Below are 23,700 nucleotides of genomic sequence, written 5' to 3' on the forward strand. Positions count from 1 at the left end.
ACGAATAGCCCGCGCGGGCACCCTCCAGCGATGAGAAATCGCCGTGGCGGAGGTTTTCCGGACCGGAGGGCGGATTATGCGAAATGTGCGGAAATCAGCGGTGTTTTGCCCGCCTGGATTCCGTCAGTCCAAACCCGCGAACAGGTCGTGCTCGCGCCCGTCCGGCCCGAGCGGCCCGCGCGGCCCGCGCACGAGGATGAAGTGCTCTTCCGGCAGCACCGGTTGAGCGACATTGTTCGACAGCGCGAATTCCCGCCCGGATGGCGCGACGGTGATCTGGGTGGCGTGCGCCCGCAGTGCGGCACGCTTGGCCGTCAGCACGTCGGAGACGTCGACCGTGGTGGTCACCGCGTGGCTGGGCACGCTCGCGAGCTCACCTTCGGCGGGCAGCCGCCAGCCCGGCGGCAGCGCGCCGGGCAAGCCCTCGACGGTGCGCCGGGCCAGCGCGGCCGTGTGCAGCCGCAGCATGTCCGCGTCGGTGACCGTCCAATAGAACTTCGGAGTGTCCCAGCCCTGGTCGGCCGCGGCGTGCACGGCCGATGTGGTGATCTCGTGCGCCCGGATGTGGTCGGGGTGGCCGTACCCGCCTTTGGGGTCATAGCCGACCACCACTTGCGGCCGCAACCGCAGCACCACGTCGGTGAGGGCCTGTACCGCCTCATCTCCGGAGCGCACGAACACCCGCGGTTTGTTCGCGGCCGGGGTGCCCGCCATGCCGGAGTCGCGCCAGCGACCCGCGCCACCGAGAAAGTGCGGCGGGCCCGCGTCCAGCGCGGCCAGCGCCCGGGTCAGTTCGAGGACGCGATAGCCGCCGAGCTGGTCGGCATGGTCGGCGGCCAGCAGCGCCCATTCGTCGCCGATCACCTCGCCCTCCTCGCCGAGGGTGCAGGTGATCACGGTGACCGGCACGCCGCGACGGCGGTAGTGCGCGATCGTCCCTCCGGTGGTGATCGATTCGTCGTCCGGGTGGGCGTGCACCAGGAGCAGGCCGCCCGTCGCCGCCGAGGTCACGGGATCCTGCGCCACAGGGACGCGTCGCCGAAGATGCCGACCTGGATGGCTCCGCTGAGCGAGGCGCCGTCCACCCGGGGGCCGGAGGCGGCGACCGCGTTGTCCTGCACGATCGGCAGCACCGTCGCCATGGCCCACAGTTTGGGCTCGGCCTCGGCGACCACCCGGCCCACGTCGACGCCGCGCAGCGCTTCGTCGATCGCGGGCTGCAGGGTGGGATCACACACGCCGGACAGGTTGCTCGGCGCGCGCTGCGCCGCCTCGGCGATGGCCTGCGCCGTGCCGGTGATCCCCGGCAGCGCGGGCGGCGGGCATCCGTAACGGGACGCCAGCACCGTCGCCGGGTCCGAACCGGCCACCTCCCAGCCGACGATGGCGTCGACCGTGCCCTCGATCAATTCCTTGCCGTACAGCTCGTCGGCGGCGACGCTGCGCACCGTCGCGTCGATGCCCGCGCTGCGCAATTGGTCCGCGGCGGTATTGGCCACCGCGAGCGCGGTGGCGTCCTTGTCGACTGCGCCGATGCGCACGGCCAGCGGCTTGCCGTCCTTGCCGACGGTGCGCGGTTGCGGCGCGGGCGAGGTCGGCGAACTAGCCGGCGGCGGCTCCGGCGCCCGGCCGTATCCCGCGGCGGCGAGCAGCGCGAACGCCTCGTCCGGGGATGGCCGCGGCGGCGCGGTCGGAGCGTAACCGGGATCGGACGGCGCGAGCACCTGCGCACGAGCGGGCTCCACCCAATTGCCGGTCTGCGCGCCGACCGTGGCCAGCAGGTTGGGGTCGAGCAGCGCGAGCACGCCCGAGCGAACACGCGGATCGCTCAGCTCGCCCTTGCGCCCGTTGAGCACCAGCTGCAGCACACGAGATTGCGGCATGATCGCGGTCCGCACCGACGGAATCGCGCCCAGTTGCGCCTGCGTCGCGACGCCGCCGTGCACCAGGGCCATCTGCACGTCGCCGGTGCGCAGCGACCCCGCCAGCTGCGCGGTCGTGCCGCCGCGGCGGAGCAGGATCTGGCCCGGCATGGCCGGGGTGCCCCAGAAGCGGTCGTTGCGTTCCAGCAGCATCTCGTCGCGTCCCGGGTCCGCCGAGCGGATCCCGAACGGGCCTCCGGACACCCGGACGCCGTTGACCTGGCCGTTCATCCCGCGAGCGAATCCGCCGGGAGCGTCTTTCAGCAGATGCGAGGGCAGCAGATCCGTGAACAGCTCCCGCCAGCCGGGATAGGGCTGCGACATCACGACGGTGACCGTCTTGCCACCCGCCGACGAGTTCACATCCGAGATCAACCGGTATCCGGCCGGATCGACGACGCCGGGTTCGGAGATCATCTCCTGCCACAGGTAGCGGAAGTCCTCGGCCGCGATGGGCGCGCCGTCCGACCAGGACGCTTCATTGCGCAACTTGTAGGTGATGGTGAACGGTTCTTGCGCGGTCACGTCGGCGGAGACCAGCAACGACGAGTCCGGCACCCAGGCCGTCGCTCCCGGCGTGGTCGGGCTCGGCACCGGACGGAACGGGCTCGGCAGCACCAGCGAGGCGATGGCCGAGGTGGCGGCGGACTGGTCGGAGCGCAGATGCGGATTGAAGGCCGTCCCGATGGTGTCCAAGGCGACGACGACGGTGGTCTCCGCGGGCTTGACCGGCGTGGTCTTCGGGCTGTCGGTGCTTTCGATGGGCGGCGGCGGGTTGGCCGCGCAGCTGCTGATCAGCGCCAGCACCGCCATCGTCGGCAACAACGTGCGCCACGCTGCGCGTTTTCCTGCGCCCACTTTCACGCTCGGGAACTCTACCGTAGAGTCCGGTCCGATTGCAGATTCCTGATGTCACGAGAGTGATCGAGGATACCGATCCGATATCACGGCCAGAGGAAACCGCAAGCGCACCGCCGGATCCGCGACGCGGTGCCACGCCAACCCGGTCGACAGTGGGCAAATAATCGGCGCATCCGCGACAGCCGCCATTCGCAATCGCAAGTGCCGAGCGCAATCCATATCCACGGCAATAGCGCCGACAAGCCGTCGGCAGATGGCTCAGCGCGCGAAAGTGCACAATCGCGGTGCCACGGCGAACGGGAAGGAAACCCAGGCGCACATGCGCGGTCGCAGCACAGACACCGCCTCGGTCCCTGGCTGTCACACGTCTTGCACACCAAGGTTTCCCGAGCCGAACAGCGCTATCACACCTAGTGGAACAGGCAACCGCATGCAGGATGCACGGCATGGGTGGCCGATATACGGCGCACAGCCTCCCGAGCTGCGCCGAGCCCGGCGTTATTCGGCGAATTGACTCGGCGGCAAATTCCGGTCGCGCCGCTCCGGCAAGACAGCGGCCGCGGTCGAAACCAATTCTTCGAATAAGTCAGGAGGGCACGTATCGGTGCAGGACCCTCGAGCAAGCGAATGGTCGCCGAAATAACCTGAACACCGGCCTCACCAATCCCCGGCGAATGGACTACCCAACCAGCGCAATCCGGATACGAAGCAATCCGACCATTGCGGAATGGTCCTCGATAGTGAATTTCGCGGAAAGTCGCGATGAATTGTCCTCCCAGGGCGACCAGGCGACTATTCGCTGGTATCCGCTCGACCGACGACCCGACGCAGGCAGTCGGCCTCCACCATGCAACCCCGGTCGGGGAACCGGCGCCACCACGACGCCGGATCCCCTTCCACGGCAAACGATTACAGCGCCGCCCGGTCGCGCGCCTTGCGCCGGGACAGCTCGCGCGCACGCTCGTTCTGCCCGAGGATCACCTTGCGCACCCGGACCACCTCCGGTGTGACCTCCACGCACTCGTCGGCGGCGCAGAACTCCATCGCGCCTTCCAGATCCAGCTGCAACGGCTTGGCCAGCGTCTCGATCACGTCGGCGGTCGAGCTGCGCATATTGGTCAGCTTCTTCTCGCGGGTGACATTGATGTCGAGATCCTCCGCTCGCGGGTTGACGCCGACGACATGGCCCTCGTAGGTGTCCGCGCCGGGCTCGACGAAGAACTGGCCGCGGTCGGCCAGCTGGATCATGGCGAACGGCGTCACCGTGCCCGACCGGTCGGACACCAGCGAGCCGGTGTGCCGGGCCCGGATCTCCCCCGCCCACGGCGCGTAGCCGTGCGACACCGCGTTGGCGATGCCGGTACCGCGGGTCTCGGTGAGGAAGTCGGTGCGGAAGCCGATCAGGCCGCGCGAGGGAACGATGAACTCCATCCGCACCCAGCCCGCGGCGTGGTTGCTCATCTGCACCATCTTGCCCTTGCGCGCGGCGAGCAGCTGGGTGACCGCGCCGAGGTACTCGTCGGGGCAGTCGATGGTCAGCTCTTCGTACGGCTCGTGCACCTTGCCGTCGACCTGCTTGGTGACCACCTGCGGCTTGCCGACGGTCAGCTCGAAGCCCTCGCGGCGCATGGTCTCCACCAGGATTGCCAGCGCCAGCTCGCCGCGGCCCTGCACCTCCCAGGCGTCCGGGCGGCCGATGTCCAGCACGCGCAGCGACACGTTGCCGACCAGCTCCTGGTCCAGCCGCGCCTTCACCATACGGGCGGTCAGCTTGTGTCCCTGCACCCGGCCGACCAGCGGCGAGGTGTTGGTGCCGATGGTGACCGAGATGGCCGGCTCGTCGACGGTGATGCGCGGCAGCGCGACCGGATTGTCCAGGTCGGCGAGGGTGTCACCGATCATGATGTCCGGGATGCCCGCGATGGCGACGATGTCGCCCGCGACCGCGACCTCGCCGGGCTGGCGCTCCACGCCGACGGTCTGCAACAGCTCGGTGATCTTCACCTGCTTGACGCCGTCGGCGTGCATCCACGCGACGTTCTGCCCCTTGCGCAGCTCGCCGTTGTGGACGCGGACCAGCGCGAGGCGGCCGAGGAACGCCGAAGCGTCCAAGTTGGTGACATGCGCCTGCAACGGCGCGGCCGGATCGCCCTTGGGGGCGGGGATGTACTCCATCAGCACGTCGAACAGCGCGTCCAGGTTCTCCGCGTCCGGCGCGTGCCCGTTCTCCGGACGCTCCTTGGACGCCTTGCCTTCCCGGCCCGAGGCGTACAGCACCGGCAGGTCGAGCGCGAGCTCGGCGGCCTCGGCGGCGGCGTCGTCCAGATCGGAGGCCAGATCCAGCAGCAGGTCGTGGCTCTCCTCGACGACCTCCTCGATGCGGGCGTCGGGACGGTCGGTCTTGTTCACGACCAGGATCACCGGCAACGACGCGGCGAGAGCCTTGCGCAGCACGAAGCGAGTCTGCGGCAGCGGTCCCTCGGAGGCGTCGACCAGCAGCACCACGCCGTCCACCATGGACAGGCCGCGCTCCACCTCACCGCCGAAGTCGGCGTGGCCGGGGGTGTCGATCACGTTGATGACGGTGACCGAACCGTCCTGATGGTGGCGGTGCACCGCCGTGTTCTTGGCGAGAATGGTGATGCCCTTCTCGCGCTCCAGGTCGCCGGAGTCCATCACGCGATCGACGGGCTCGGCCCGCTCGGCGAAGGCGCCGGACTGGCGCAGCATGGCGTCGACCAGCGTCGTCTTGCCGTGGTCGACGTGGGCCACGATGGCGACGTTGCGAAAATCGCGTGCAGACGACACGCCTGAATCCTCCTGCTGTTAGGTGTTGGTGCTCGGCCGACCCCTGCAAACAGGTGGAGAATCGAAACTCACCGGGCATCGCGGCCAGGTACACCCTACCGGCTGTCGGGTTCCCGCAACGTTTCAGGCTTTGTACTAAGGGTATGCTAACCGCCGTGGGCAAGGTCAAAGCGAAGAAGGTTTCCAGTCTGAAACCGAAGAAGAAGTGCTGTCGGAAGAAGACGCGCTGCTTGAAGTGCCCCGTTGTCATCATGCGGATGAAGAAGTGCGAAGCCGCCGGGATCACCGGCAAGGATCTGAAGAAGGCACTCAAGCAGGCGCGCGCAGCCTGACCAGCGCCGCGACCCTTTCGGGGCGGCCCGATGCGAGGAGTAAAGGAGCTATGGCGCAGCAGACACTGCTCTCCGATATCGAAATCGCCGAGGCCCTCACCGAGCTGCCCGAGTGGGCTCGATCAGGCGACAGCCTGGTCCGCACCGTGAAAGCGCCCACATTTCCCGCGGGCATCGAACTCGTGCGGCAGGTCGCCGAGGTCGCCGAGACCGCCAACCATCATCCGGACATCGACATCCGCTGGCGCAACGTCACCTTCACCCTGTCCACCCACTCGGCGGGCGGGCTCACCGCGCTGGATGTCGCGTTGGCGCGCGAGATCGATCGTCTGGCAGCACGAATTATGTAGATTCACAGCGATCTCATCGCCGCGTGTTCGCGGCCCACTTGCGCGTGTCCGAGTGACCGCCCCGTGCGACTTCGTCGCTTGCGCCTCGACCACTCGGACGCGAGCCGGGACGGTAGCCGCTCGCCCTCACTTCACTCGAGTGGTCGGGCCGGAATGTCGTATTCGCGGCGCAAACCCTGGATACTTCCCGCGGGAACTGGTGCCGCGCCCGGCCGCAGGCGACTGTGTCTATGCGCCGCGCGCCCGGCCTTCCGCGGATACGCGAATGTCCTCCGGGGCCGCCCGCACGCGGTGGCGCCCGGAGCGGATCACCCAGAGGTAGAAGACCAGCACACCGAGCACGTCGACGGCGCCGAGCCAGGCCAGCGCACCCGGACGCGAGATGGTCCAGATCGAGTCCTGGAAGAAGGACAGCATCCACGGCACGCCGACGAGCATGGTCACCACCCAGAATCCCGCGATGACGCGCGCCCCTGCCACCGAACGCAGTGGCCCGTACACCAGCCACAGCACCGTCGGCAGCAGCCACACCCAGTGATGCGACCACGAGATGGGCGAGATCATCAGCCCGAACAGCTGCACCACGATCAAGGTGCCGAGCCGGTCGTCCGGCGCCAAGGCGCGCCAGGCCAGGAATCCCAGCACCGCGACCAGCAGCACGGCCGCGATCCACCACGGCCCGGATTCCACGTCGTGACCGAGGATCCGGCTCAGTGCGCCGCGCAGCGACTGGTTCCACACCGAGCCCACCGGCCCGATCCGGTCGGCGTCGCCGAGCAAGGTGCCGAAGTACTGCCGCGCCTCGATCGGCGCGATCAAGAAGCTCACACCCACCGTCGCGCCGAAGACGAGCGCAGACCACGCGACGGTCGCCCACCGCCGCCGCGCCGCGAAATACAGACCGGTGATCGCGGGCGTCAGCTTTATCCCGGCGACGACGCCGACCAGCCCGCCGGAGACCCACCATCGCGAACTGCGCACCGCGAGCATCGCGCCGAGCACCAAGAACACATTGACCTGGCCGTAATCCATCGTGGTTCGCACCGGCTCCAGCCACAGCCCCAGCGCGGTCCAGCCGACCGTCGCCACCCGCCACCGCGGCGCGCGCAGCGTCTCCGCACCGAGCACGAGCTCGAGACTGATGTGCACCACCGCGTACAGCGCCGCGGCGATGGCCAGCAGCCAGGCTACCGCGACGGCGGTGAACGGCAGGTAGTGCAGCGGGAAGAACACCAGTGCCGCGAACGGCGGATAGGTGAACGGCAGCGGGAAGTCCGGCGTCTTCTCCGCGTAGGTGAAGTCGTAGAGCTGATCGGTCAGCAGCGCGGCCGATCCACCGACGTAGACGTGCAGGTCGACCAGGTTCATCCCATTCGGAGACAGCAACATCCAGAGCAACCGGGCCAGCACGGACAGACCGAGCACCGACACAGCCCATCGGAGGTGACGATTCAAATCGCTGCTTTCGGCTCGGGTGCGGTGTGTCGGTTCGGCACGCCCGGACTTCGGAGTGTTCCGACGACAGCGCGGACGGCACGGATTAGATTAACCGCAGCGCGAATCCGCTCGGTGCCACCCTCGAACCACCGGTAACATTTGCATCAAATTTCACACCAGTAACACCAGTGGCGCACTACAGTCTGCTAACACTGATCGTCCACAGCGCCATTCGGACACTGCGGCTGTACACGTAGCCGCAATGTCCCTAGAGTGACCCCCGAAACGATGGCTTTTAGCAATCGAACCGAGTTGTACCCCGAGGTAAGGACGGCCAGACCAGTGCTTCGCACCCGAGGATCGCGGATCGCATTGACCGCACTCGCCCTAACGGCGAGTGCCACGCTCGCCGCACCGACGACAGCAATCGCTGCCCCCGCACCCGCGGCGACCACGCAGAGCGTTCCGATGGTCCCCGAGGGCGTGCCGGTGGACGCGCTGGCCGCGCTCGCCCCCGCCATCGTCGGGGCCATCGCGGGCCCGGCCGACATCGCGAGCCCCGCGGGTATCGCGGGCCCGCAGTCGGCGATTCTGGACCAGGCGCGCAGGCTGCTCGCCACGTTGAATCTGCCGCCGCAGATCAAGTCGACCCTGGAGCGGATCATCACCTTCCTGGACGGCAGCGGCGGCGGTGGCCCGGAGGTCCCGCAGGACGGCCCGGTGATCGCGCAGTTCCTGTACCCGACCATCGGCAAGGGCTGCATCAGCCCGACCGCCGACTCGGTCGGCACCGCGCTGGCCGTGCCCGGCCCGGCCACCCTGCCGCCGCCCGGCCCGCAGGCCGGGCAGACCGGATTCGTGTTCACCGCGCTCGGCACCAAGTCGCCGACGCCGGAGCAGAACCCGCCCATGACGGTGCAGTGGCTGAACCTGGACACCCGTCAGTCCGGCGTCCAGCCGCTGACCGACGAGGCGAAGATCAACCCGGACGGCCCCGCCACGCTGTCCGCGATCGCCAACACCGGTTCCGGCCGGGTCGTCGCCGTGATCGGCGGTTCGCTGACCACCAAGGCCGGTGACGCCGAGCCGCGGACCTGCTCGTTCCTGCCGACGCTCGGGTTCTTCACCGTCGCCTGAGTTTTCCTTCGAGAGCGGCGACTCCACCGGGGTCGCCGCTCTCACTCCTACCCGCGGCCGCCGACATCCTGGATGATCTGCCGCGATGACGCATACGTCCGCCGGGACTGTGGTAGACCGCTAACTATGGCGACCATCGATCGTTCGATACACCCGGGGCATTCCATCCGCAGCAGGCGCTCGCACCGCTCGATCCTGTCGATCCGCTCGGAAGGTTCGATTCTGTCGATCGGCTCGGCCTATTCGATCCTGTCCATCGGCAGCGTCGGATCGGTGCTGTCGATCGGGTCCGTGGGATCGTTCGGGTCGGCGATCTCGTCGTTCTCCTTCGCCAGCCTCGGTTCGGCGTTCTCCGGCTTGTCCCGGTGGTCGCTGTTCTCCTGGCTCGGCAACCACGAGGCGCCGGACGGCCGCCCGACGCTGCGCGTCGTTCCCGACGACGAGCCCGACTTGCGCGTCGCACCCCTGAGCCACTGCCAGACTTAGCCCGCGATCACCACTGCCCGTATTCCGGGGCGAGCACATTGTTCAGATCGATGCCCACCCCGTCGATGGATCGTTTGTCGATCTCGAATTGGTGCAGGTGGGCGGCGGGGTGCACGAAACCGTCCGGCGTGCCCCAATCGTGCTGCCAGTACCAGGAGCACAGTCCCGCGGCGGTAGCCAGCTCGATGGTCGGGGCGTTCGCGTAGACGCCGGTCCTCTCCTTGCCGAGCACGGTCTGCCAACCCAGCAGGTACGGCGCGATCATGGTGGCGAAATCGGCCGCCGACGGGTTGTCGTCGATGGACGCGTAGATCGGCGCGTGGTCCGGACCGCCCGCGGCGCGATGCAGCGCGAGTCCGCGCTCGGCGTGCCGCTTGCCCGCCTCCAGCCCGCCGCGCCAGTCCGCGGTCGCCCCCTTGCCGAACTGGTAGCACGACACGATCCGCAGATCCGCCTCTCGCAGCCGCTCGACTTCGGCGACGCGCAGCGGCTTACCCGCCATCCATTCGGCGCCGGGCCTGCGATCGGAGACGTAGCGGATGACGCCGAGGTGCCCCGCCTCCTTGATCGCCGCGGGCGAGGGAACACCGCCCGCGTAATCGATGAGGGTGCCGAGCGAGGGCCGGGCGGAGGCCGGAGCCGCTCCGGCGGCCACTCCGGCGACGGCCGCCGCGGCCGCGTAGACGAACAGGTCCCGCCGGGATACCGAATGAGAACGCATCGTGGACTCCTTCGCGCAACCCGACATGGATGGCAGCGTGCCCGGCGCGCCTTCCCCTATCCACGCGCGCCGGGAGCCTCGAACGTGAACTCATTTCACCACATTCACAAGGGAACCGCCAGACCCAGGAGGCACATATTTCACACTGGTCACACGCCCGAGTCGGGCGGCAGGCTGGTCAGGCTATGCCGTCGATACGAGCGGCAACGTCGATGGTTCGCATCGACGGGTTGGCCAGTTCCTTGCTGATCACCGCGACGACCTGCGCCACGATCTGCTTCTTGATCCCCGCGAGCGCACCGAGCGTGGCCGCGCGAGCGCCCTGTGCGGTGAACTCCATGCGAACGCCGGCGGGGTCCGGCGGCGGAACGTCGATCACCACAAGCAACGGGTCTGCCGCTCGAGCGGTGAGCACCAACGGCACTTCCACATCGGCACGATAGCGATTGGCTTTCAAGACGTCCACGGTGATATCCAGGCTCACCGGCAGCGTCAGGTCGAACGCGACGGGCTCGGCGGATCGATCCGCCAACTTGGGGACGCGCACCGCTCCGTGGACCGTCACCGTCGCGGCGCCCCGCGGTCCGGTCCGCAGCGGACCGACCTCGATCGGCCTGCCCGCCAATCGTTCCACCACGTCGAACACCCGCTGCCGGGTCACGATGTGGGAGAAGAACCGATGGCCGAACTCGTCGTAGCAGATCCAGTCGAACTCGGCGGAGTCCCGATGCGCCGAAGCAGTGCCGCCGACCATCGCCTCGATGTCGAATACCAGATTGCGGCGGGTCTGCGGATCGGCCAGCATGGCGTTCACCCGGGAGGCGACCTCGCGCTGCACCACCCCGGCGATCGGGTCCAGCAGCCACTCCCAGGCCGAATCCACCGCCTGGGCGCGCAACACGAAGCTGATGTCGCGCTGGGTGATCGGCGGGATATCGATGACGATGAGCACGGGTTCCGCGGTGCGGGCGTGCAGCGTCAGATCGATCTCGACCCTGGCCTCCAGCCGCAGCTTCCGGCCACCAAGCAGCACCTTCAACGTCAACGACACCGGGACGGTGACCTCGAAGGTCACCTTGGGGCCGCTGCGCAGGACGCGCGGCGCGCCGACCTTGCCCTCGGCGACGAAACCGGCGAGCCCGGCCGGGCCGATCGACACCGGGCCGATGGTCAGCCCGCGGCCCGCCATGCTGGAGATGGCGGATTCGATCCGGGCCGCGGTCACGGCGTGCTTGACGAAACGCTCGCCGAATTCGGCATAGTCGATCCAGGCCGGCTCACTACGCGGTTCGTCGGTCGGCTGCATCAGTAGTTCCGAAACCCTCACCTCTCGATGGACAACCGACACGGTACGCGACCGATCTTGCGCCACCGTCGCCACGCGCGGCCCCACCCGAGATCCCCGTCCTGCCGATGAGGGGGAAGCAGGGCGGGGATCGGCGACGGCGCTGCCGGGCGCCGCCAACTCCATCGTAGGACTATCCGGCGCGCTGTTTCACCCGCATACCGGGCGGATTTCCGCGTGCCGGTGGTGACCGGTCACAATCGCCCGAAACCGACCACGCCGGGCACGTCGGCCAGGGCGAACCGATGGATGCGCACCTGGTCGAACTCGTTGCCGCCGATCGTCGTAACCTGGCCCGCTGCGGCTCGCAGGACGATGTTCGTGTGCTGCCCGAACGGGCTGGACTCCCGGTAGAGCAGCACGTCACCGGTGCGCGGGTGGTAGTCCGCCCCGATCGGGACGAACCGTCCCGCGCTTTCGTAGTACTCCTGCAACGTGTACACGCCGGGAATCCGCCACGACCCGGAGTTCGGGTTGACCAGCGAAGCGCCCGCCTCACGCAGGACCCAGCTGACGAAATCGGCGCACCACGCCTCGTCGACGCCCTCCGCGTACTTCGTCCCGGCACCCGGATCGCTGAACTCACGCTCGGCGACCGCGACGATTCCGGCCTGGATCGGATCGAGCGTCGAACGATCGAGCCGGGGGAACTCGGTGAGGCGCTCGCCCACCACGGTCTCGCTGTCCGACCGCTGCTGCCACCAGAGACTCCCGGCGATCCCGGCGGTGGCCAGGACGAGCAGCACCGAAGCGAGCGCGATCCACGGGCCGTACCGCGCTCTCAGCTGCTGTGTCATCGCTCCCCCGGTTCATCCGTGTGGCATCGATATTTCGTCTTATCAGGTTCGACGCGCGAAAGCACCGAACGGTTCCCGGCACCATACGGTTGTTTCGATTACCGCGGCCGGGCACCCGTACGCGCCGGAATCGCTTCCCGCGCCGCGGAAACCGCGATAGTGTCTGGCGAACAGACCAGCCGATGGGGAGGTCCGGCCCTGGACACGCTCTGGACGTTCGTCGTGCACCGGCGGCACCAATTGCTCGTCGACTCCTATCTGCACGTCTCGGCCGTGGTGCAATCGGTGCTGCTGGCCACGGCGGTGTCGGTGCTGCTCGGAATTCTGGTCTACCGCAGCCGATTCGGCTCCTCGATCGCCACCGCGCTGGCCAGCGCGGTGCTCACGGTTCCATCGTTCGCGCTGCTCGGCCTGCTGATCCCGATCCTCGGTCTCGGCGTCGCACCGACCATCACCGCGCTGGTGGTGTACGCGCTGCTGCCGATCCTGCGCAACACCATCATCGGACTGGCCTCGGTGGACCCCGCCGTCACCGACGCGGCACGCGGCGTCGGGATGAACCGGCTCCGTGTGCTCGCCCGCATCGAACTCCCGCTCGCCTGGCCCGCGATCCTGGCCGGTATGCGGGTGAGCACCCAGTTGATCATGGGCATCCTCGCCATCGCGGCATACGCCAAGGGCCCCGGGCTGGGCAACCTGATCTTCTCCGGACTCGCGCGCCTGGGCAGCCCCAACGCGGTGCCGCAGGCCCTGGTCGGCACGATCCTCATCGTCGTGCTCGCACTCGTGCTCGACGGGATCTACGTCCTCGTCGGGCGGCTCACCACCTCGAGGGGAATGGCGTGACGGACACCGAAACCCGCGGCGGCCGAGCCGAAGCAGCCGTCTCCGGCGCCGAGATCGTGCTCGATTCGGTGACCAAACACTATGCCGGACAACATGATCCGGCCGTGGACCAGGTCTCGTTGACCATTCCCGCCGGTGAGATCGTCGTCCTGGTCGGGCCGTCCGGCTGCGGCAAGACCACCACCATGCGGATGATCAACCGGCTGATCGAGCCCACCTCGGGCACCATCACGATCGGCGGCCGCGACGCGGCCACGATCCATCCCGACGAACTCCGGCGCGGCATCGGCTATTCGATTCAGCAGGCGGGCCTGTTCCCGCATCTGACCGTCGCGAAGAACGTCGCCACCGTGCCCGGCCTGATCGGCTGGGACCGGCGGCGGATCGCGGCGCGAGTCGACGAGATGCTCGCGCTGGTCGGCCTCGACCCGGACACCTTCCGCGACCGCTACCCGCGTCAGCTCTCCGGCGGCCAGCAACAGCGCGTCGGCGTGGCGCGGGCGTTGGCGGCCGATCCGCCCGTGCTGTTGATGGACGAGCCGTTCGGCGCGGTCGACCCCATCACTCGGGGCCTGTTGCAGGACGAGTTGCTGCGCCTGCAAGGCGAACTCGGCAAGACGATCGTCTTCGTGACCCACGATTTCACCGAGGCGGTCAAGCTCGGCGATCGCATCGCCGTGCTGGGCGACCGGTCCAGGATTCTCCAGTACGACACGCCCGCGGCGATCCTGGCCGATCCCGCCGACGAGACGGTCGCCGGTTTCGTCGGCGCGGATGCCTCGCTCAAGCAGCTCACCTTGACCAGGGTCAGCGACGTCGAACTCGGCGAGTGCCCCACCGCGATCGACGAGGACCCGGTCGACGAGCTGCGCGGCGCGCTCGCGGGCCGGGACTGGCCGTGGGCGCTGGTGCTCGACCGCCAGCGCCGACCGCTGCGCTGGGTCTCGGCCGAGCAGCTGGCGCACGCGGACTCGTTGCGCGGGATCGGTGCACCGCTGCGGGAGACGTTGTCGCTGAAGTCGACGTTGCAGGACGCGCTGGAAGCCCTGCTGGCCCATCAGAGCGCGACCGCGGTGGTCACCGGAACGCGCGGCGAGTACGTCGGGTTGATCACGATCGACACCCTGGTCGCACACCTGTCGGCGCTGCGCGCGGAACACGGCGGCGACCATGCCTCGTCGACGGATGACGCACCATGACCACCACGGCTTCGCCCGCCACCCAGCGCAGAGCCGAGCGCATCCGGCTCTTCGCGCAGCCGGTGATCGTTCTCGTCCTCACCGCGGGTGTGCTGGTGTGGGCGTTCGCCCGCGACCTCACCGCCACGCAGCAGGCCAGTCTGAACGCGGGCACCATCGCGACCGTCACCCGTCAGCACGTGCTGATCACCGCGACGGTGGCGCTGATCGTCGTGACGGTGGCCGTTCCGCTCGGCACGCTGCTCACCCGGCCCGGATTCCGCCGCCTGGCACCGGTTTTCCTCGGCATCGCGAATATCGGCGCGGCCGCGCCCGCGATCGGGCTGATCGTGCTGTTCTATCTCGCCACGCACACCACCGGCTTCTGGATCGGCGTTGCGCCGATCGCGTTCTATTCGCTGCTTCCGGTGCTGCGCAACACGATCCTGGGCTACCAGCAGGTGGACCGGACCCTCATCGACGCCGGGCGAGGTCAGGGCATGTCCGCGTCGACGGTGTTGCGCCGCATCGAATTCCCGCTCGCCGTGCCGTACATCCTGGCCGGACTGCGCGTCTCACTGGTGCTCGCCGTCGGCACCGCGACGCTGTCGTTCCTGGTGAGCGCGGGCGGGCTCGGCATTCTGATCGACACCGGTTACAAACTGCGTGACAACGTCACCCTGGTGGTCGGCGCGGTGCTGGCCGTAGCGCTGGCTCTGCTGGTGGACTGGATCGGCGCGCTCGCCGAAGAGTTCCTCGGGCCGAGGGGACTGAAATGACGCGGGTGTGGCGCACGTTCGCGCTGGCGCTGGGCCTGGCACTGCTGGCAGCATGCGGGCTGCAATCAGGCAGCGCGGTGCCGCTGCGGGTGGGTCCGGGGAGCATCCGCCCGGCGCCCGAACTGGCGGGCGTGCGCGTCACCGTGGGCTCCAAGGACTTCACCGAGCAGAACATCCTCGGATACCTCATCGAATTCGCCCTGTCGGCGGCGGGCGCCGACGTGCGCGACGTGACCAACATCCAGGGCTCCAACAGCGTGCGCGACGCCCAGCTGCACGGTCAGATCGACATCGCCTACGACTACACCGGCACGGGCTGGATCAACTACCTGGGCAACGAGACGCCGGTGCCCGACGAGATCGGCCAGTTCGAAGCGGTCCGCGCCGCCGATCTAGCCGAGCACGGCATGGTGTGGACGGCGATGGCGCCGATGAACAACACCTACGCGCTGGTCATGAGCGCACAGACAGCGCGGGAGACGGGGGTGCGCACGTTGTCGGACTACGCCCGTCTGGTGGACGCCGACCCGGCCGCGGCGGCCATCTGCGTCGGCACCGAATTCAACGTCCGGCAGGACGGATTCCCCGGCCTGACCCGCAAATACGAGATCGACGCGGGCAAGGTGCGCAAGCAGATCGTCCAGGACCCGGTGGTGTACCAGGCCACCGCGGACGGCAAGCAGTGCCGCTTCGGCTCCGTCGCGGCCACCGACGGCCGCATTCCGGCCTTGAATCTCGTGCTGCTGCAAGACGATCGCGGCTTCTTCCCGAAATACAACGCGGCGCTGGTGATGCGCGAGGATTTCGCCGAGGAGCATCCGCAGATCGCCGCGATCATGGCGCCGATCTCGCAGCGCCTCACCAACGAGGCCATCACCGAACTCAACCGCCAGGTCGACGTGGACGGACGCGAACCGGCCGAGGTGGCGCGGGATTGGATGGTCGCCCAGGGGTTCGTCACCGCCCGCTGAGCGCCTGCTCCCCGCGCGACCATCACGACCAGGCTGCCCCTGCGGCGCAGCACGCCGCCCGGCGTCAGCCACGGCGACACGCCGCGCTGCTCGGCCCGAATCACTTTGCCGCAGCAAATCAGGCACGCGGATCGCGGCCGAGGTAACGCAGCAGTTCCGCGACCGGAGTGCTGTCGGCCGGGCCGTCCACGATCGCGGCGTAGGCGCCCCACTGGCGCAGCGGTTCGATGATTTCGGCCGACGCACCGCCGCCGGGGGCCGGATGGACGGTGCGGGCGGCGGTGAGCAGGTGGGTGGCGAGCTCGTCGGTCAACGGCGACGGCTGACCGGTGGCGATCGCGATGTCCCAGGCATGGACCGCCGCGTCCAGCGCGCACAGGACCGCCGCGACCGGAGTGGCGAGCGCGCCGTGCGGCAGCGGCGTCGGCACCGTCTCGGTGGCGTCGTCGACGGTGGCCCACGCGGCGGACGTCTGCTCGATCGCGTCCCGCACCAGGGTCGACGGGGAACCGTCGATCGCGCCGGACGGCGCGAACGGGTTGTCGGTCGGGCCGTCGCCGATACCGAGGAACTTGGCATACGCCAGCTGATCCCCCGCGGCGTGCTGAACCACCTGCGTCACATCCCATTCCGAGCACGGAGTGGGCAGCTGCCACTGGTCGGCACGGACCCCGGCGACGACGGTCTCCAGCGCCTCGTAGGCGTCGGCGAGCACGTCCCGCCAAACAGGAAAAAGGTTCGCGGCGGTGGTGGCGTTCATGTCGGAGCCTTTCGGTTGTTTTCGTTGCTGACATCAGCCTATGCGACCATTAGGCTCATTTCGTTCCTAATTACGCAGGAGGAAAAGGTGGCCTCGACCACTCCGCGATTGCTGCGGTTGCTGGCACTCCTCCAAGGCCGCGCCCACACCGGCCGGGAGCTGGCCGAGCGCCTGGGCGTCACCGACCGCACTCTGCGCAACGACATCCAGCGGCTGCGCGAGTTGGGTTATCCGGTGCACGCGGAGCGCGGCGCGATCGGCGGCTATCGGCTCGGCCGCGGCACCACCATGCCGCCCCTGCTGCTGGACGACGACGAGGCGGTGGCCGTCGCGGTCGCGGTCGGGCTCGCCGAAGACGGCTCCACCGGCATCGCGGATATCGCCGAGCACGTCACCAGGGCGCTGGGCAAGCTGGACCAGATCCTGCCGAAACGCTTGCAGCGCAAGGTGTCCGCGCTGCGAGAGGCCACCGCGATCGGCCCGGCGACAACCGGGTCACGGGAACCGGACGCCCCGGTTCCCGCCGCCGTCCTCACCACCCTGGCGGGCGCCATCCGCGACGGCGCGACGGTCCGCATACAGGAGACCGCCGCCGAATCCGCCGTGGAAATCGAGCCCTATCGGCTGATCAACTGGCAGCGGCGCTGGTATCTGGTCGCCTACAGCCTGGAAAACCATTCCTGGCGCGCGATTCCCGTCGCCCGGATCACGCGGGCCGAGGCGAGTTCCCGGCGCTTCGCCGCGCGCTCGCTTCCCGACGACAATCTGGTCGCCTTCGTCATGCGCCACATCGCCACGACCGGCTGGAAGGTGCAGGCGCGGGTCACCGTGCTCGCCCCCGCCGACGTCGTGATCGCCCGCGTCAATCCCGCCGTCGGCGTGGTCGAACCCGTGGACGCCCACACCTGCGTGCTCCACACCGGCGCGGACGCACTGGAGACCATCGCCATCTACCTGTCCATGCTGATGATGGACTTCCGGGTGGACGGCCCACCGGAACTCGTCGCGCATCTGCGCACCCTCGCTCGGCGGTACGCCGCCGCGATCGCCGACGCGCCGGACGACTGAGCACGCCGCGAACGCCGGGCCGCCGCCATCGCGACGGGGGGTGACATAGTGAGGCCATGTCCGATTCCGGTCCCGCCGACAACACAGCGCTGACCCGCCTCGCTTTCGAACTCTCGCTGCTGTCCAGGCACTTCCCCGCCGCCCTGGCCCGCCGCCCCGGCTTCCGGCTCGACCGCTCGGCGTATCTGATCCTGACCAGGCTGGAACTGGACTCCCCGCTGAGCCTGCGCGAACTGTCCGAAGCGTTCCGATTGGACGTCTCCACGATCAACCGCCAGGTCGCCGCGATGCTCAAACAAGGGCTGGTCGACCGGGTACCCGACCCCGAAGGTGGCATCGCCCGCAAGATCCGCGCGAGCGCGAAGGGCTTGGAATTACTGGCCGCCGACCGCAAACAGAGCCGTCAAGGCATCGAGACGGTAGTGGCCGACTGGCCCGAGTCCGACGTAGACCAACTCAGCAAACTCATCTCCCGCTTCAACCGATCAGTAGAGGAGAAAGAACACAACCCCTGGCCCCGCCCGCCAGGGTGAGTGTGGGTCAGACTTCGAGGTCCTCTTCGATGCCCTTGAGGCGGTGGCGGGCGAGGGCCAGGTTCGCCCGGCCTCGGTCCAGGGCGAGGTAGAGGAACAGGCCCTTGGATTTGCGGTCGGTCATCGGCCGGATGATGTGGTACTGGCCGGACAGTGTGATGAGGATGTCCTCGATGTCGTCCTTGAGACCGAGCTGGTCCATCGTGCGCAGCTTGGCGCGCACCACCTCGGTGTTGCCCGCGCCGGCGACCTGGAGATCCAGGGACTTGGAACTGCCGAGCATGCCGAGGGCCATGCCGCTGTTGTAGTCCACGACGGCGGCGCCGATCGCGCCATCGATCACCATCATGTCTTTGAGGGCCAGATCCATATTGGACATATCCGTTCCTTTCAGTGGGTTTTCGTTGCCTGTTCTTTTCCGGAGTCGTTCGCCATCGGCGTCAGAAGGTCGGCGATAGCGCGCGCTACCGGACGCGATTCCAGGTGTAGCCGACCGATGTTCACTTCCGGGCTCGCCAGCACGGTCAGCGAGGTCCAGCCCGCGGCGTAGATGACCACGTGCCCGTCGGTGCCGTGCACCACGACCTCGCTGAACCCGCCGCCGTGCGCGGTGCCGGCCAGCCGGTGCGACAGCGCCAGCTGGGAGGCGGCCATCGCGGCCATTCCGTTGGGTTCGATGTGCGTCGGTAGGTCGTGCGCGACGAGCAACCCGTCGTTGGACGCCACGAGCGCGCCGGTCAGCCGAGGGACGCGATCGCGCAGGGCCTTCAGTTCGGCCAGCACCGCCGCGTTCGGTTCGGGTCCGGACATCCCCACCTTCGTCAACCTTCCCATCAGTTCGCCGAGCCTTTTCTTCCGCGCGGTCACGCGAGTTCCTCCAAAGCCGCCCGCAGGCGGACGAGTAGGTCGCGGTCCGGCGGCTCCAGGCGGTCCGGGACGGGAACCGATGCGGTCGGCCGCCGGACTCTGCGCCGAGGAAGCCGACCGGGCACCCCCGCCGCGACAGGAATTGCCGGTTCCGGCTCGGCAGGTGTGACGGGTTCGGCGGGCAGTGGCGTCACGAGAGGCCGCTCGATCAGCCCCGCTTCGGTCAAATCCCGCACCGCCATCAGACAGCCATACGTGGTGCGGCCGAGTTCGCGGCCGATCCCCGCGATACTGCGCCGGGCATCGGCGGCGGCCAGCACCTCGGCTTGGCCGCCGGTGAGCATCACGCGCCGACGTCGGACCCGGCGCACGGGTACGACAGGGGCACTGTCGACCAGTTCCGCAGGCCACGGCCCCCATTCCGGATCGCCGCGCCGGGCGCACTCGTGAACGAGCGCACGCGGCGTGATGTGACAGACGGGGGCGAGCCAGTGTGGCGGCGCGGGCTGGAACTCCGGGACGGCGGGCGAGGCCAGTAGGAAGTAGGCGGCATCGAATACCGCCAGCAATGCCAGAGTTTCCAGCCGTGGCCGCCCCAGCACGCGGCCGGGGTCCCCGGCTCCGGCGCGCTGCCAGTCCTCGGCCGTGGCCACGCCCGCCTCGATCACCAACCGGTCCAGTCCGGTGGTGCGGCCGCAGTCGGCGGAGACGATCGCGCCCTCAGCGAGATGAAACGCGCCGTCCGCGGCGTGCAGCACGCCGGTGCGTCCTTCCTCTTCCAGTCGCCGCAATTCGACCGCGAGCTCAACACCCATGACCGTCCTCAGCCAATTCGGCCAGAATTCCCCGGAGCTGGAATCGCGCCATCGCCAGATTCCCGGTGTCCTCGTCGAACAGCACGTGCACGAAAAGCCGTCCGTCGAAGTCGCCGTTCACCAGATTCAGCAAGTGATAACCACTGGTCCCGCAGACGATGATTTCGGTGACGTCGTCGCCGCCGGGTCCCGTGGACAGCGCCGGGCAGCCGAGCACCGCGCGCACCACGTCGGTGGTGGCCGCGGCGTCCTCGTGCTGGTCGACCAGCTCGTGCACCCCGGCCGCGGCGATCGCCAGGCCGCTCGCGCCGTCCACCAACGTCACACTGCGCGCACCGGGAATGTCCATGATGCGTTTCAGACAGCCGTCAATACCGATCACGCGCCACCACTTGTCATGTGCGGGTGTTTACGGGTTCCAGACGCTACACACGACAGCGGAGTGCTGTACAGCAAATTCGGGAGAAATTTCCGGTAAAAAACGTTTGCCCTGGCTGGAGGGCAGAAATACCATTCGGTATTCAATACCTATTGGTATTCAATACCTTTCGGTTTTCCTTTCCGCCGACAGGCACGAGCAGGCGAATCCTTCGAACGGATGCTCCGCCGCTCCGGCTCACCGACGCGCGACCTCGGCGACCTCACAAGACACGCGATATCAGCGGTGACGCAGCGGCTTTGGTACCTCGTTTCGCCGCTGGGCAGACCGCTGCGCACGGTGTCGTCACGCCTTGCAGCCATCACGTAGCAATCGAGCGGAGACTTGCCGCTGTACGCAGCCGACTCGGTACACCGGCCACGATCTAGCCTGTGTTTTGGAAGTGAGGTGGCTGGTGTGCGCCGCTGCGCGGCGCAGACGAGAGGATGGTTGAAAGGTGTTGTCGGCGTCGGTGTGTCGGTAGCCAGGTATGGGTGAGGTCTCCGGTATGCAGTTCAGCGACCAAACAGAACGAATACTGGAGACCTCGTGCCCAGCGTAGTAGTGGCGGGGCGAGCGGATCTGACCGATGCCCAGTGGGCGCGGCTGGAACCGCTGTTGCCTCGCGGGAAGAAGGCGGGTCGCCCGCCGATATGGAGCAAACGACAGCTCATCGACGGCATCCGGTGGCGGATCCGGTGTGGTACTCCGTGGCGGGACGTGCCCGGACGCTACGGGTGCTGGCAGACGGTCTAGGGGCTGTTTCGCCGTTGGCAGCGCGCGGGAGTGTGGGTGTGGATCTGGAAGATGCTGCAGGCGTTCGCCGACGCGGCCGGGAAGATCCGGGCTGATGTCACTGACGCGTCGATGCAGAGTCGCCCGCGTCCCGCTCCCGGCTCGACACCTCACGTCTACGCCACGCGCATCTCTGTCGGCGGGTCAGGGGCCGGAAGGGTCGATGAGGCGGCACGCACGTTCCTGGGCCTCACGGATTTTCTCCGTGTGAATTTCCCGGCGACGTTCTCGGAAATCTCTGTTCTGGATGTGCACAGTCAACCATGCCGGATTGTCTTCGTCCGGCGCTGAATCGTCTTCCTCCTGGATCGGCTCGTCGAGATCTTCTAGTTGGTTCAGCTCGAGATTGGTGAGAAAGGTGACGACCTCCGGGCGGGTATCGGGCGCTGACACGATGTCGCCAAGGGTGCGGGTCGGAAATCCGCAGAAGTACCGTGCCCCGTGGTATTCGTCGACGATGCCGAGAGAAATCGAGTCGAGGCTGGGAAAGGACTCCTCATCGATCACTTCGGGTGGCAGCGCGCTGCGAGTGCTTCTCTTGCGGGCGTTCCAGCAGTCCTGTTCGAGGTCGAGTTCGAGTAGCCGGACGGCTGCGCGGGAGGTGGCCAGCGCGATCAGTCCGTCGTCTCCGATGATGTTGTCGTGCAGGTCGAGTTCCCACAACTGTGGCAGTACCGGCCACGAGGCCAAGGCCGTCGCGCCGCGCGACCCGACGCTGTTGTACGCCAGCGACACACTGCTCAGGTGGGGGGCCGTCGTGCCCGTGAGAACTTCGATATCGTCGTCGCCGATTCCGCATTCGACGAGGTTCAAGGTTCGCAATGTGTGCCACACGGCCGAGGTGTGCATGGTGTCGGGCCAGCGGCCCATGGGATTCCAGGACAGGTCCAGGGTCTCGAGTTGCTGGAGTAGTTCCGACCTCATCAGCGCCGTGAGCCCGTCCACACTCAGTCCTGTGGCTGCCACGTTGAGGTACTTCAGATTCGTGGAATTGTCCGACCTGGCCCACGCCATGAGTCCTCTGTCGCCGATCGGTTGGACCGTGTGGCGACCGTAATACGGCGAACCGCCTTTGATTCCGCTGAGGTCGAGGTGCTCCAGTACCGGCATCGTGACATTGGTTGCCAGGTGCTGTGCGCCTGTTTCGCTGAGATAGTTACCGCTGAGGTCGAGGTAGCGCAGGTGCGGAAACTCCGCTATCTCGGAGAATGTCGTTGCGGTCGCATCTGTGCCGACAAGATCGACGAGCACCAGCTTCTCGATGCGGTCTCTGTTGATCCCGCTGAGGAAGTGTGCAATTCCCGTGTCACCGATAGGCAACTGTTCGAGGTGCACCTCGGTGAGTTGTTGCAGAATGCCGCTCGCAGCGATGGCGCTCGATCCGCGAGTGCCCAAACCTTCGCGGTATTCATTCTGTTCGGTTCCCAGTATTGCCAGGCTGCGAAGGTTCGCGAGGTCGGCGTGTGTGAAGAAGGTCTCGCAAGCGTCGTCGTCTTCGTCGACAATGTTGTCGCAGTGCAGTATGGGCCACGGCCCCTCCCTGTTCTGGCTACTGCAGAATCGGATTCCCAGCCGGTCGAGTTGGGCGAGGGCGGCGCAGTCGGCGAGTGCTCGCGCCTCCGCGGGATTGGTGACCGTCACCTCGGCCGAGCGCAGGTCCGGCACAAGGCCCGCATGGATCAGGTGAATCAGATGCGGTGCCCGCATTTCGGCGTGCCGCAAACGCAATGGCTGCCCGGCAGGGGGCCGGAATGATGGGTTGTCCGAATCCCCCACATGGCCTCGAAGTTCCCGCAGGGTCAACGACTCGATTCGGGCGAGAGCATCGTGGTTCGCGATTTCGGCCAGTGAATCCCGGTCGTCGATGTTGAGCCGAAGTGTCCGCAGATTCTCCCAGAGGTCGAATCCGTCGACCAACGCATTGAGAGAATCGAACGCGTCCCAGCGATAATCGAATGCGTTCCAGCTGATATCGAGATGCGTCACGCCGCGCACCTCCGGATGGGAGCGCGGATCGGGCAGGACCGGATCGAGCATGCCGAGGCCCTCCGACCGCACGGTTAATGACCGGACCAGCGACCACGTCGGCTTCGTGAAGTCGGCATCGAGCTCGCGCAGCCACGACGCCGGCGCCTCCCGCACGGCGTCCGGCCACGAGGCGAGTCGATCGTCGCACAACGAGACGAGATCGTCGGGGTAGTCCGCCATGCCCAGCGTCGCGCACAACGATCGAAAGGCGAGTTTGCTTGGCGGGCCGTCCAGCAGCCGCTCGATCTCGAAATCGATCACAATCGAAACCTACCAACAGCCTCGGTTTCGGTGCCCAACACCACCGCGGATACCAGAACACCAATATCCGGTCTGCGGGATCTGCTGGACGCTCGAAAAGTCTTCTGGGCATACCGCCAGGGTGACTCAGCGCTCGACCGCCAGGCAATCGATCTTCCCCTGAAGACGAGCTACTCCCATGTGGC

At 67.7% G+C, this 23,700-nt stretch carries 23 protein-coding genes and 1 pseudogene; 11 read left to right on the plus strand and 13 right to left on the minus strand.

What is annotated here, in order from left to right; all coding sequences use genetic code 11:
- Positions 1–123: 123 nt before the first annotated feature.
- The 3 genes from mshB to typA form a co-directional block, all read right to left on the minus strand.
- On the minus strand, positions 124–1,026 hold the full coding sequence (mshB, locus tag ON34_RS21820; protein WP_245548130.1) for an N-acetyl-1-D-myo-inositol-2-amino-2-deoxy-alpha-D-glucopyranoside deacetylase: 903 nt from the start codon (positions 1,024–1,026) through the stop codon (positions 124–126).
- Positions 1,008–2,735: an ABC transporter family substrate-binding protein gene (locus tag ON34_RS21825; RefSeq protein WP_051022954.1), complete on the minus strand. Its 1,728-nt coding sequence runs from the start codon at positions 2,733–2,735 to the stop codon at positions 1,008–1,010. The genes mshB and ON34_RS21825 overlap by 19 nt, the downstream gene beginning before the upstream one ends.
- A 957-nt stretch (positions 2,736–3,692) precedes the next feature.
- Entirely contained in the window at positions 3,693–5,591 is a 1,899-nt protein-coding gene (gene typA / locus ON34_RS21830; protein WP_040782313.1) for a translational GTPase TypA, read from the minus strand.
- Between the two features lie 155 nt (positions 5,592–5,746).
- Here typA and ON34_RS36835 point away from each other — a divergent pair, with 155 nt between their 5' ends.
- Positions 5,747–5,923: a hypothetical protein gene (locus ON34_RS36835; protein ID WP_085997124.1), complete on the plus strand. Its 177-nt coding sequence runs from the start codon at positions 5,747–5,749 to the stop codon at positions 5,921–5,923.
- A gap of 50 nt (positions 5,924–5,973) precedes the next feature.
- A complete protein-coding gene (locus ON34_RS21840) occupies positions 5,974–6,273 on the plus strand; it encodes a 4a-hydroxytetrahydrobiopterin dehydratase (protein WP_040782319.1) in 300 nt (99 codons plus the stop codon).
- Positions 6,274–6,501: 228 nt separating this feature from the next.
- Here ON34_RS21840 and ON34_RS21845 read toward each other — a convergent pair.
- A pseudogene (locus tag ON34_RS21845) lies at positions 6,502–7,791 on the minus strand (mannosyltransferase); the annotation flags it as partial.
- Between the two features lie 261 nt (positions 7,792–8,052).
- Between ON34_RS21845 and ON34_RS21850 the strand changes: the two are divergent.
- Together ON34_RS21850 and ON34_RS21855 are read left to right on the plus strand one after the other, a co-directional pair.
- Positions 8,053–8,847, plus strand: coding sequence for an Rv1157c family protein (locus ON34_RS21850; protein WP_040782324.1), 795 nt, complete (start codon positions 8,053–8,055; stop codon positions 8,845–8,847).
- Positions 8,848–8,973: 126 nt separating this feature from the next.
- Complete coding sequence (locus ON34_RS21855) at positions 8,974–9,333, plus strand: hypothetical protein (protein WP_051022955.1); 360 nt, start codon at positions 8,974–8,976, stop codon at positions 9,331–9,333.
- Positions 9,334–9,340: 7 nt separating this feature from the next.
- Here ON34_RS21855 and ON34_RS21860 read toward each other — a convergent pair whose 3' ends face one another.
- From ON34_RS21860 to ON34_RS21870, 3 genes are all read right to left on the minus strand, one after another.
- Positions 9,341–10,054 (minus strand): DUF1906 domain-containing protein, encoded by a 714-nt coding sequence (locus tag ON34_RS21860; RefSeq protein WP_040782326.1) that lies wholly within the window; start codon positions 10,052–10,054, stop codon positions 9,341–9,343.
- 178 nt (positions 10,055–10,232) lie between these two features.
- Positions 10,233–11,360, minus strand: a complete 1,128-nt coding sequence (locus tag ON34_RS21865; protein WP_040782329.1) for a hypothetical protein — start codon at positions 11,358–11,360, stop codon at positions 10,233–10,235.
- A gap of 233 nt (positions 11,361–11,593) precedes the next feature.
- On the minus strand, positions 11,594–12,196 hold the full coding sequence (locus ON34_RS21870; protein ID WP_051022956.1) for a CHAP domain-containing protein: 603 nt from the start codon (positions 12,194–12,196) through the stop codon (positions 11,594–11,596).
- 198 nt (positions 12,197–12,394) lie between these two features.
- Here ON34_RS21870 and ON34_RS21875 point away from each other — a divergent pair, with 198 nt between their 5' ends.
- The 4 genes from ON34_RS21875 to ON34_RS21890 are packed head-to-tail and all read left to right on the plus strand — an operon-like array spanning position 12,395 to position 15,970.
- Positions 12,395–13,042 carry an ABC transporter permease gene (locus tag ON34_RS21875; RefSeq protein ID WP_040782417.1) on the plus strand — a complete coding sequence of 216 codons (648 nt, stop codon included), beginning with the start codon at positions 12,395–12,397 and terminating at the stop codon, positions 13,040–13,042.
- Positions 13,039–14,241 (plus strand): ABC transporter ATP-binding protein, encoded by a 1,203-nt coding sequence (locus ON34_RS21880; protein WP_051022957.1) that lies wholly within the window; start codon positions 13,039–13,041, stop codon positions 14,239–14,241. Before ON34_RS21875 ends, ON34_RS21880 begins: the two co-directional genes overlap by 4 nt.
- Positions 14,238–14,999 carry an ABC transporter permease gene (locus tag ON34_RS21885; protein WP_040782330.1) on the plus strand — a complete coding sequence of 254 codons (762 nt, stop codon included), beginning with the start codon at positions 14,238–14,240 and terminating at the stop codon, positions 14,997–14,999. The genes ON34_RS21880 and ON34_RS21885 overlap by 4 nt, the downstream gene beginning before the upstream one ends.
- The gene (locus tag ON34_RS21890; RefSeq protein ID WP_040782333.1) at positions 14,996–15,970 is read left to right on the plus strand and encodes a glycine betaine ABC transporter substrate-binding protein; all 975 of its coding nucleotides are present in this window, start codon (positions 14,996–14,998) and stop codon (positions 15,968–15,970) included. The genes ON34_RS21885 and ON34_RS21890 overlap by 4 nt, the downstream gene beginning before the upstream one ends.
- A gap of 118 nt (positions 15,971–16,088) precedes the next feature.
- Here the strand turns inward: ON34_RS21890 and ON34_RS21895 are convergent, their stop codons facing one another.
- The gene (locus ON34_RS21895) at positions 16,089–16,730 is read right to left on the minus strand and encodes a TIGR03086 family metal-binding protein (RefSeq protein WP_040782335.1); all 642 of its coding nucleotides are present in this window, start codon (positions 16,728–16,730) and stop codon (positions 16,089–16,091) included.
- An 87-nt stretch (positions 16,731–16,817) separates the two neighbouring features.
- Between ON34_RS21895 and ON34_RS21900 the strand changes: the two genes are divergently transcribed.
- On the plus strand, positions 16,818–17,798 hold the full coding sequence (locus ON34_RS21900; protein ID WP_040782337.1) for a helix-turn-helix transcriptional regulator: 981 nt from the start codon (positions 16,818–16,820) through the stop codon (positions 17,796–17,798).
- A gap of 56 nt (positions 17,799–17,854) precedes the next feature.
- Positions 17,855–18,331, plus strand: a complete 477-nt coding sequence (locus ON34_RS21905) for a MarR family winged helix-turn-helix transcriptional regulator (RefSeq protein ID WP_040782338.1) — start codon at positions 17,855–17,857, stop codon at positions 18,329–18,331.
- Positions 18,332–18,338: 7 nt separating this feature from the next.
- Here the strand turns inward: ON34_RS21905 and ON34_RS21910 are convergent, their stop codons facing one another.
- From ON34_RS21910 to ON34_RS21925, 4 genes are read right to left on the minus strand one after another with little or no spacing between them, the layout of a single operon-like run.
- Positions 18,339–18,710 (minus strand): hypothetical protein, encoded by a 372-nt coding sequence (locus ON34_RS21910; RefSeq protein ID WP_040782340.1) that lies wholly within the window; start codon positions 18,708–18,710, stop codon positions 18,339–18,341.
- 11 nt (positions 18,711–18,721) lie between these two features.
- On the minus strand, positions 18,722–19,198 hold the full coding sequence (locus tag ON34_RS21915) for a roadblock/LC7 domain-containing protein (RefSeq protein WP_245548131.1): 477 nt from the start codon (positions 19,196–19,198) through the stop codon (positions 18,722–18,724).
- On the minus strand, positions 19,195–20,013 hold the full coding sequence (locus ON34_RS21920; protein WP_040782343.1) for a MarR family transcriptional regulator: 819 nt from the start codon (positions 20,011–20,013) through the stop codon (positions 19,195–19,197). The genes ON34_RS21915 and ON34_RS21920 overlap by 4 nt, the downstream gene beginning before the upstream one ends.
- Entirely contained in the window at positions 20,003–20,362 is a 360-nt protein-coding gene (locus tag ON34_RS21925) for a hypothetical protein (protein ID WP_245548132.1), read from the minus strand. Before ON34_RS21925 ends, ON34_RS21920 begins: the two co-directional genes overlap by 11 nt.
- A gap of 618 nt (positions 20,363–20,980) precedes the next feature.
- On the opposite strand from ON34_RS21925, the gene ON34_RS34825 reads away from it, so the two are divergent.
- A complete protein-coding gene (locus ON34_RS34825) occupies positions 20,981–21,187 on the plus strand; it encodes a transposase (protein WP_083889616.1) in 207 nt (68 codons plus the stop codon).
- Positions 21,188–21,370: 183 nt separating this feature from the next.
- On the opposite strand, the gene ON34_RS21935 is transcribed toward ON34_RS34825, so the two are convergent.
- Positions 21,371–23,515, minus strand: coding sequence for a leucine-rich repeat domain-containing protein (locus tag ON34_RS21935; RefSeq protein WP_051022958.1), 2,145 nt, complete (start codon positions 23,513–23,515; stop codon positions 21,371–21,373).
- Positions 23,516–23,700 lie beyond the last annotated feature (185 nt).

Source organism: Nocardia pneumoniae NBRC 100136, assembly GCF_000308755.1.
In the GTDB taxonomy this organism is placed as follows: Bacteria; Actinomycetota; Actinomycetes; order Mycobacteriales; family Mycobacteriaceae; genus Nocardia; species Nocardia pneumoniae.

Coding starts and splice junctions, on each gene's coding strand:
- ON34_RS21825 (WP_051022954.1), bottom strand. CDS start 2,735: ATGGCGGTGCTGGCGCTGATCAGCAGCTGCGCGGCCAACCCGCCGCCG.
- ON34_RS21840 (WP_040782319.1), top strand. CDS start 5,974: ATGGCGCAGCAGACACTGCTCTCCGATATCGAAATCGCCGAGGCCCTC.
- ON34_RS21855 (WP_051022955.1), top strand. CDS start 8,974: ATGGCGACCATCGATCGTTCGATACACCCGGGGCATTCCATCCGCAGC.
- ON34_RS21860 (WP_040782326.1), bottom strand. CDS start 10,054: ATGCGTTCTCATTCGGTATCCCGGCGGGACCTGTTCGTCTACGCGGCC.
- ON34_RS21865 (WP_040782329.1), bottom strand. CDS start 11,360: ATGCAGCCGACCGACGAACCGCGTAGTGAGCCGGCCTGGATCGACTAT.
- ON34_RS21870 (WP_051022956.1), bottom strand. CDS start 12,196: ATGACACAGCAGCTGAGAGCGCGGTACGGCCCGTGGATCGCGCTCGCT.
- ON34_RS21885 (WP_040782330.1), top strand. CDS start 14,238: ATGACCACCACGGCTTCGCCCGCCACCCAGCGCAGAGCCGAGCGCATC.
- ON34_RS21890 (WP_040782333.1), top strand. CDS start 14,996: ATGACGCGGGTGTGGCGCACGTTCGCGCTGGCGCTGGGCCTGGCACTG.
- ON34_RS21895 (WP_040782335.1), bottom strand. CDS start 16,730: ATGAACGCCACCACCGCCGCGAACCTTTTTCCTGTTTGGCGGGACGTG.
- ON34_RS21905 (WP_040782338.1), top strand. CDS start 17,855: ATGTCCGATTCCGGTCCCGCCGACAACACAGCGCTGACCCGCCTCGCT.
- ON34_RS21910 (WP_040782340.1), bottom strand. CDS start 18,710: ATGTCCAATATGGATCTGGCCCTCAAAGACATGATGGTGATCGATGGC.
- ON34_RS21920 (WP_040782343.1), bottom strand. CDS start 20,013: ATGGGTGTTGAGCTCGCGGTCGAATTGCGGCGACTGGAAGAGGAAGGA.
- ON34_RS21925 (WP_245548132.1), bottom strand. CDS start 20,362: ATGGACATTCCCGGTGCGCGCAGTGTGACGTTGGTGGACGGCGCGAGC.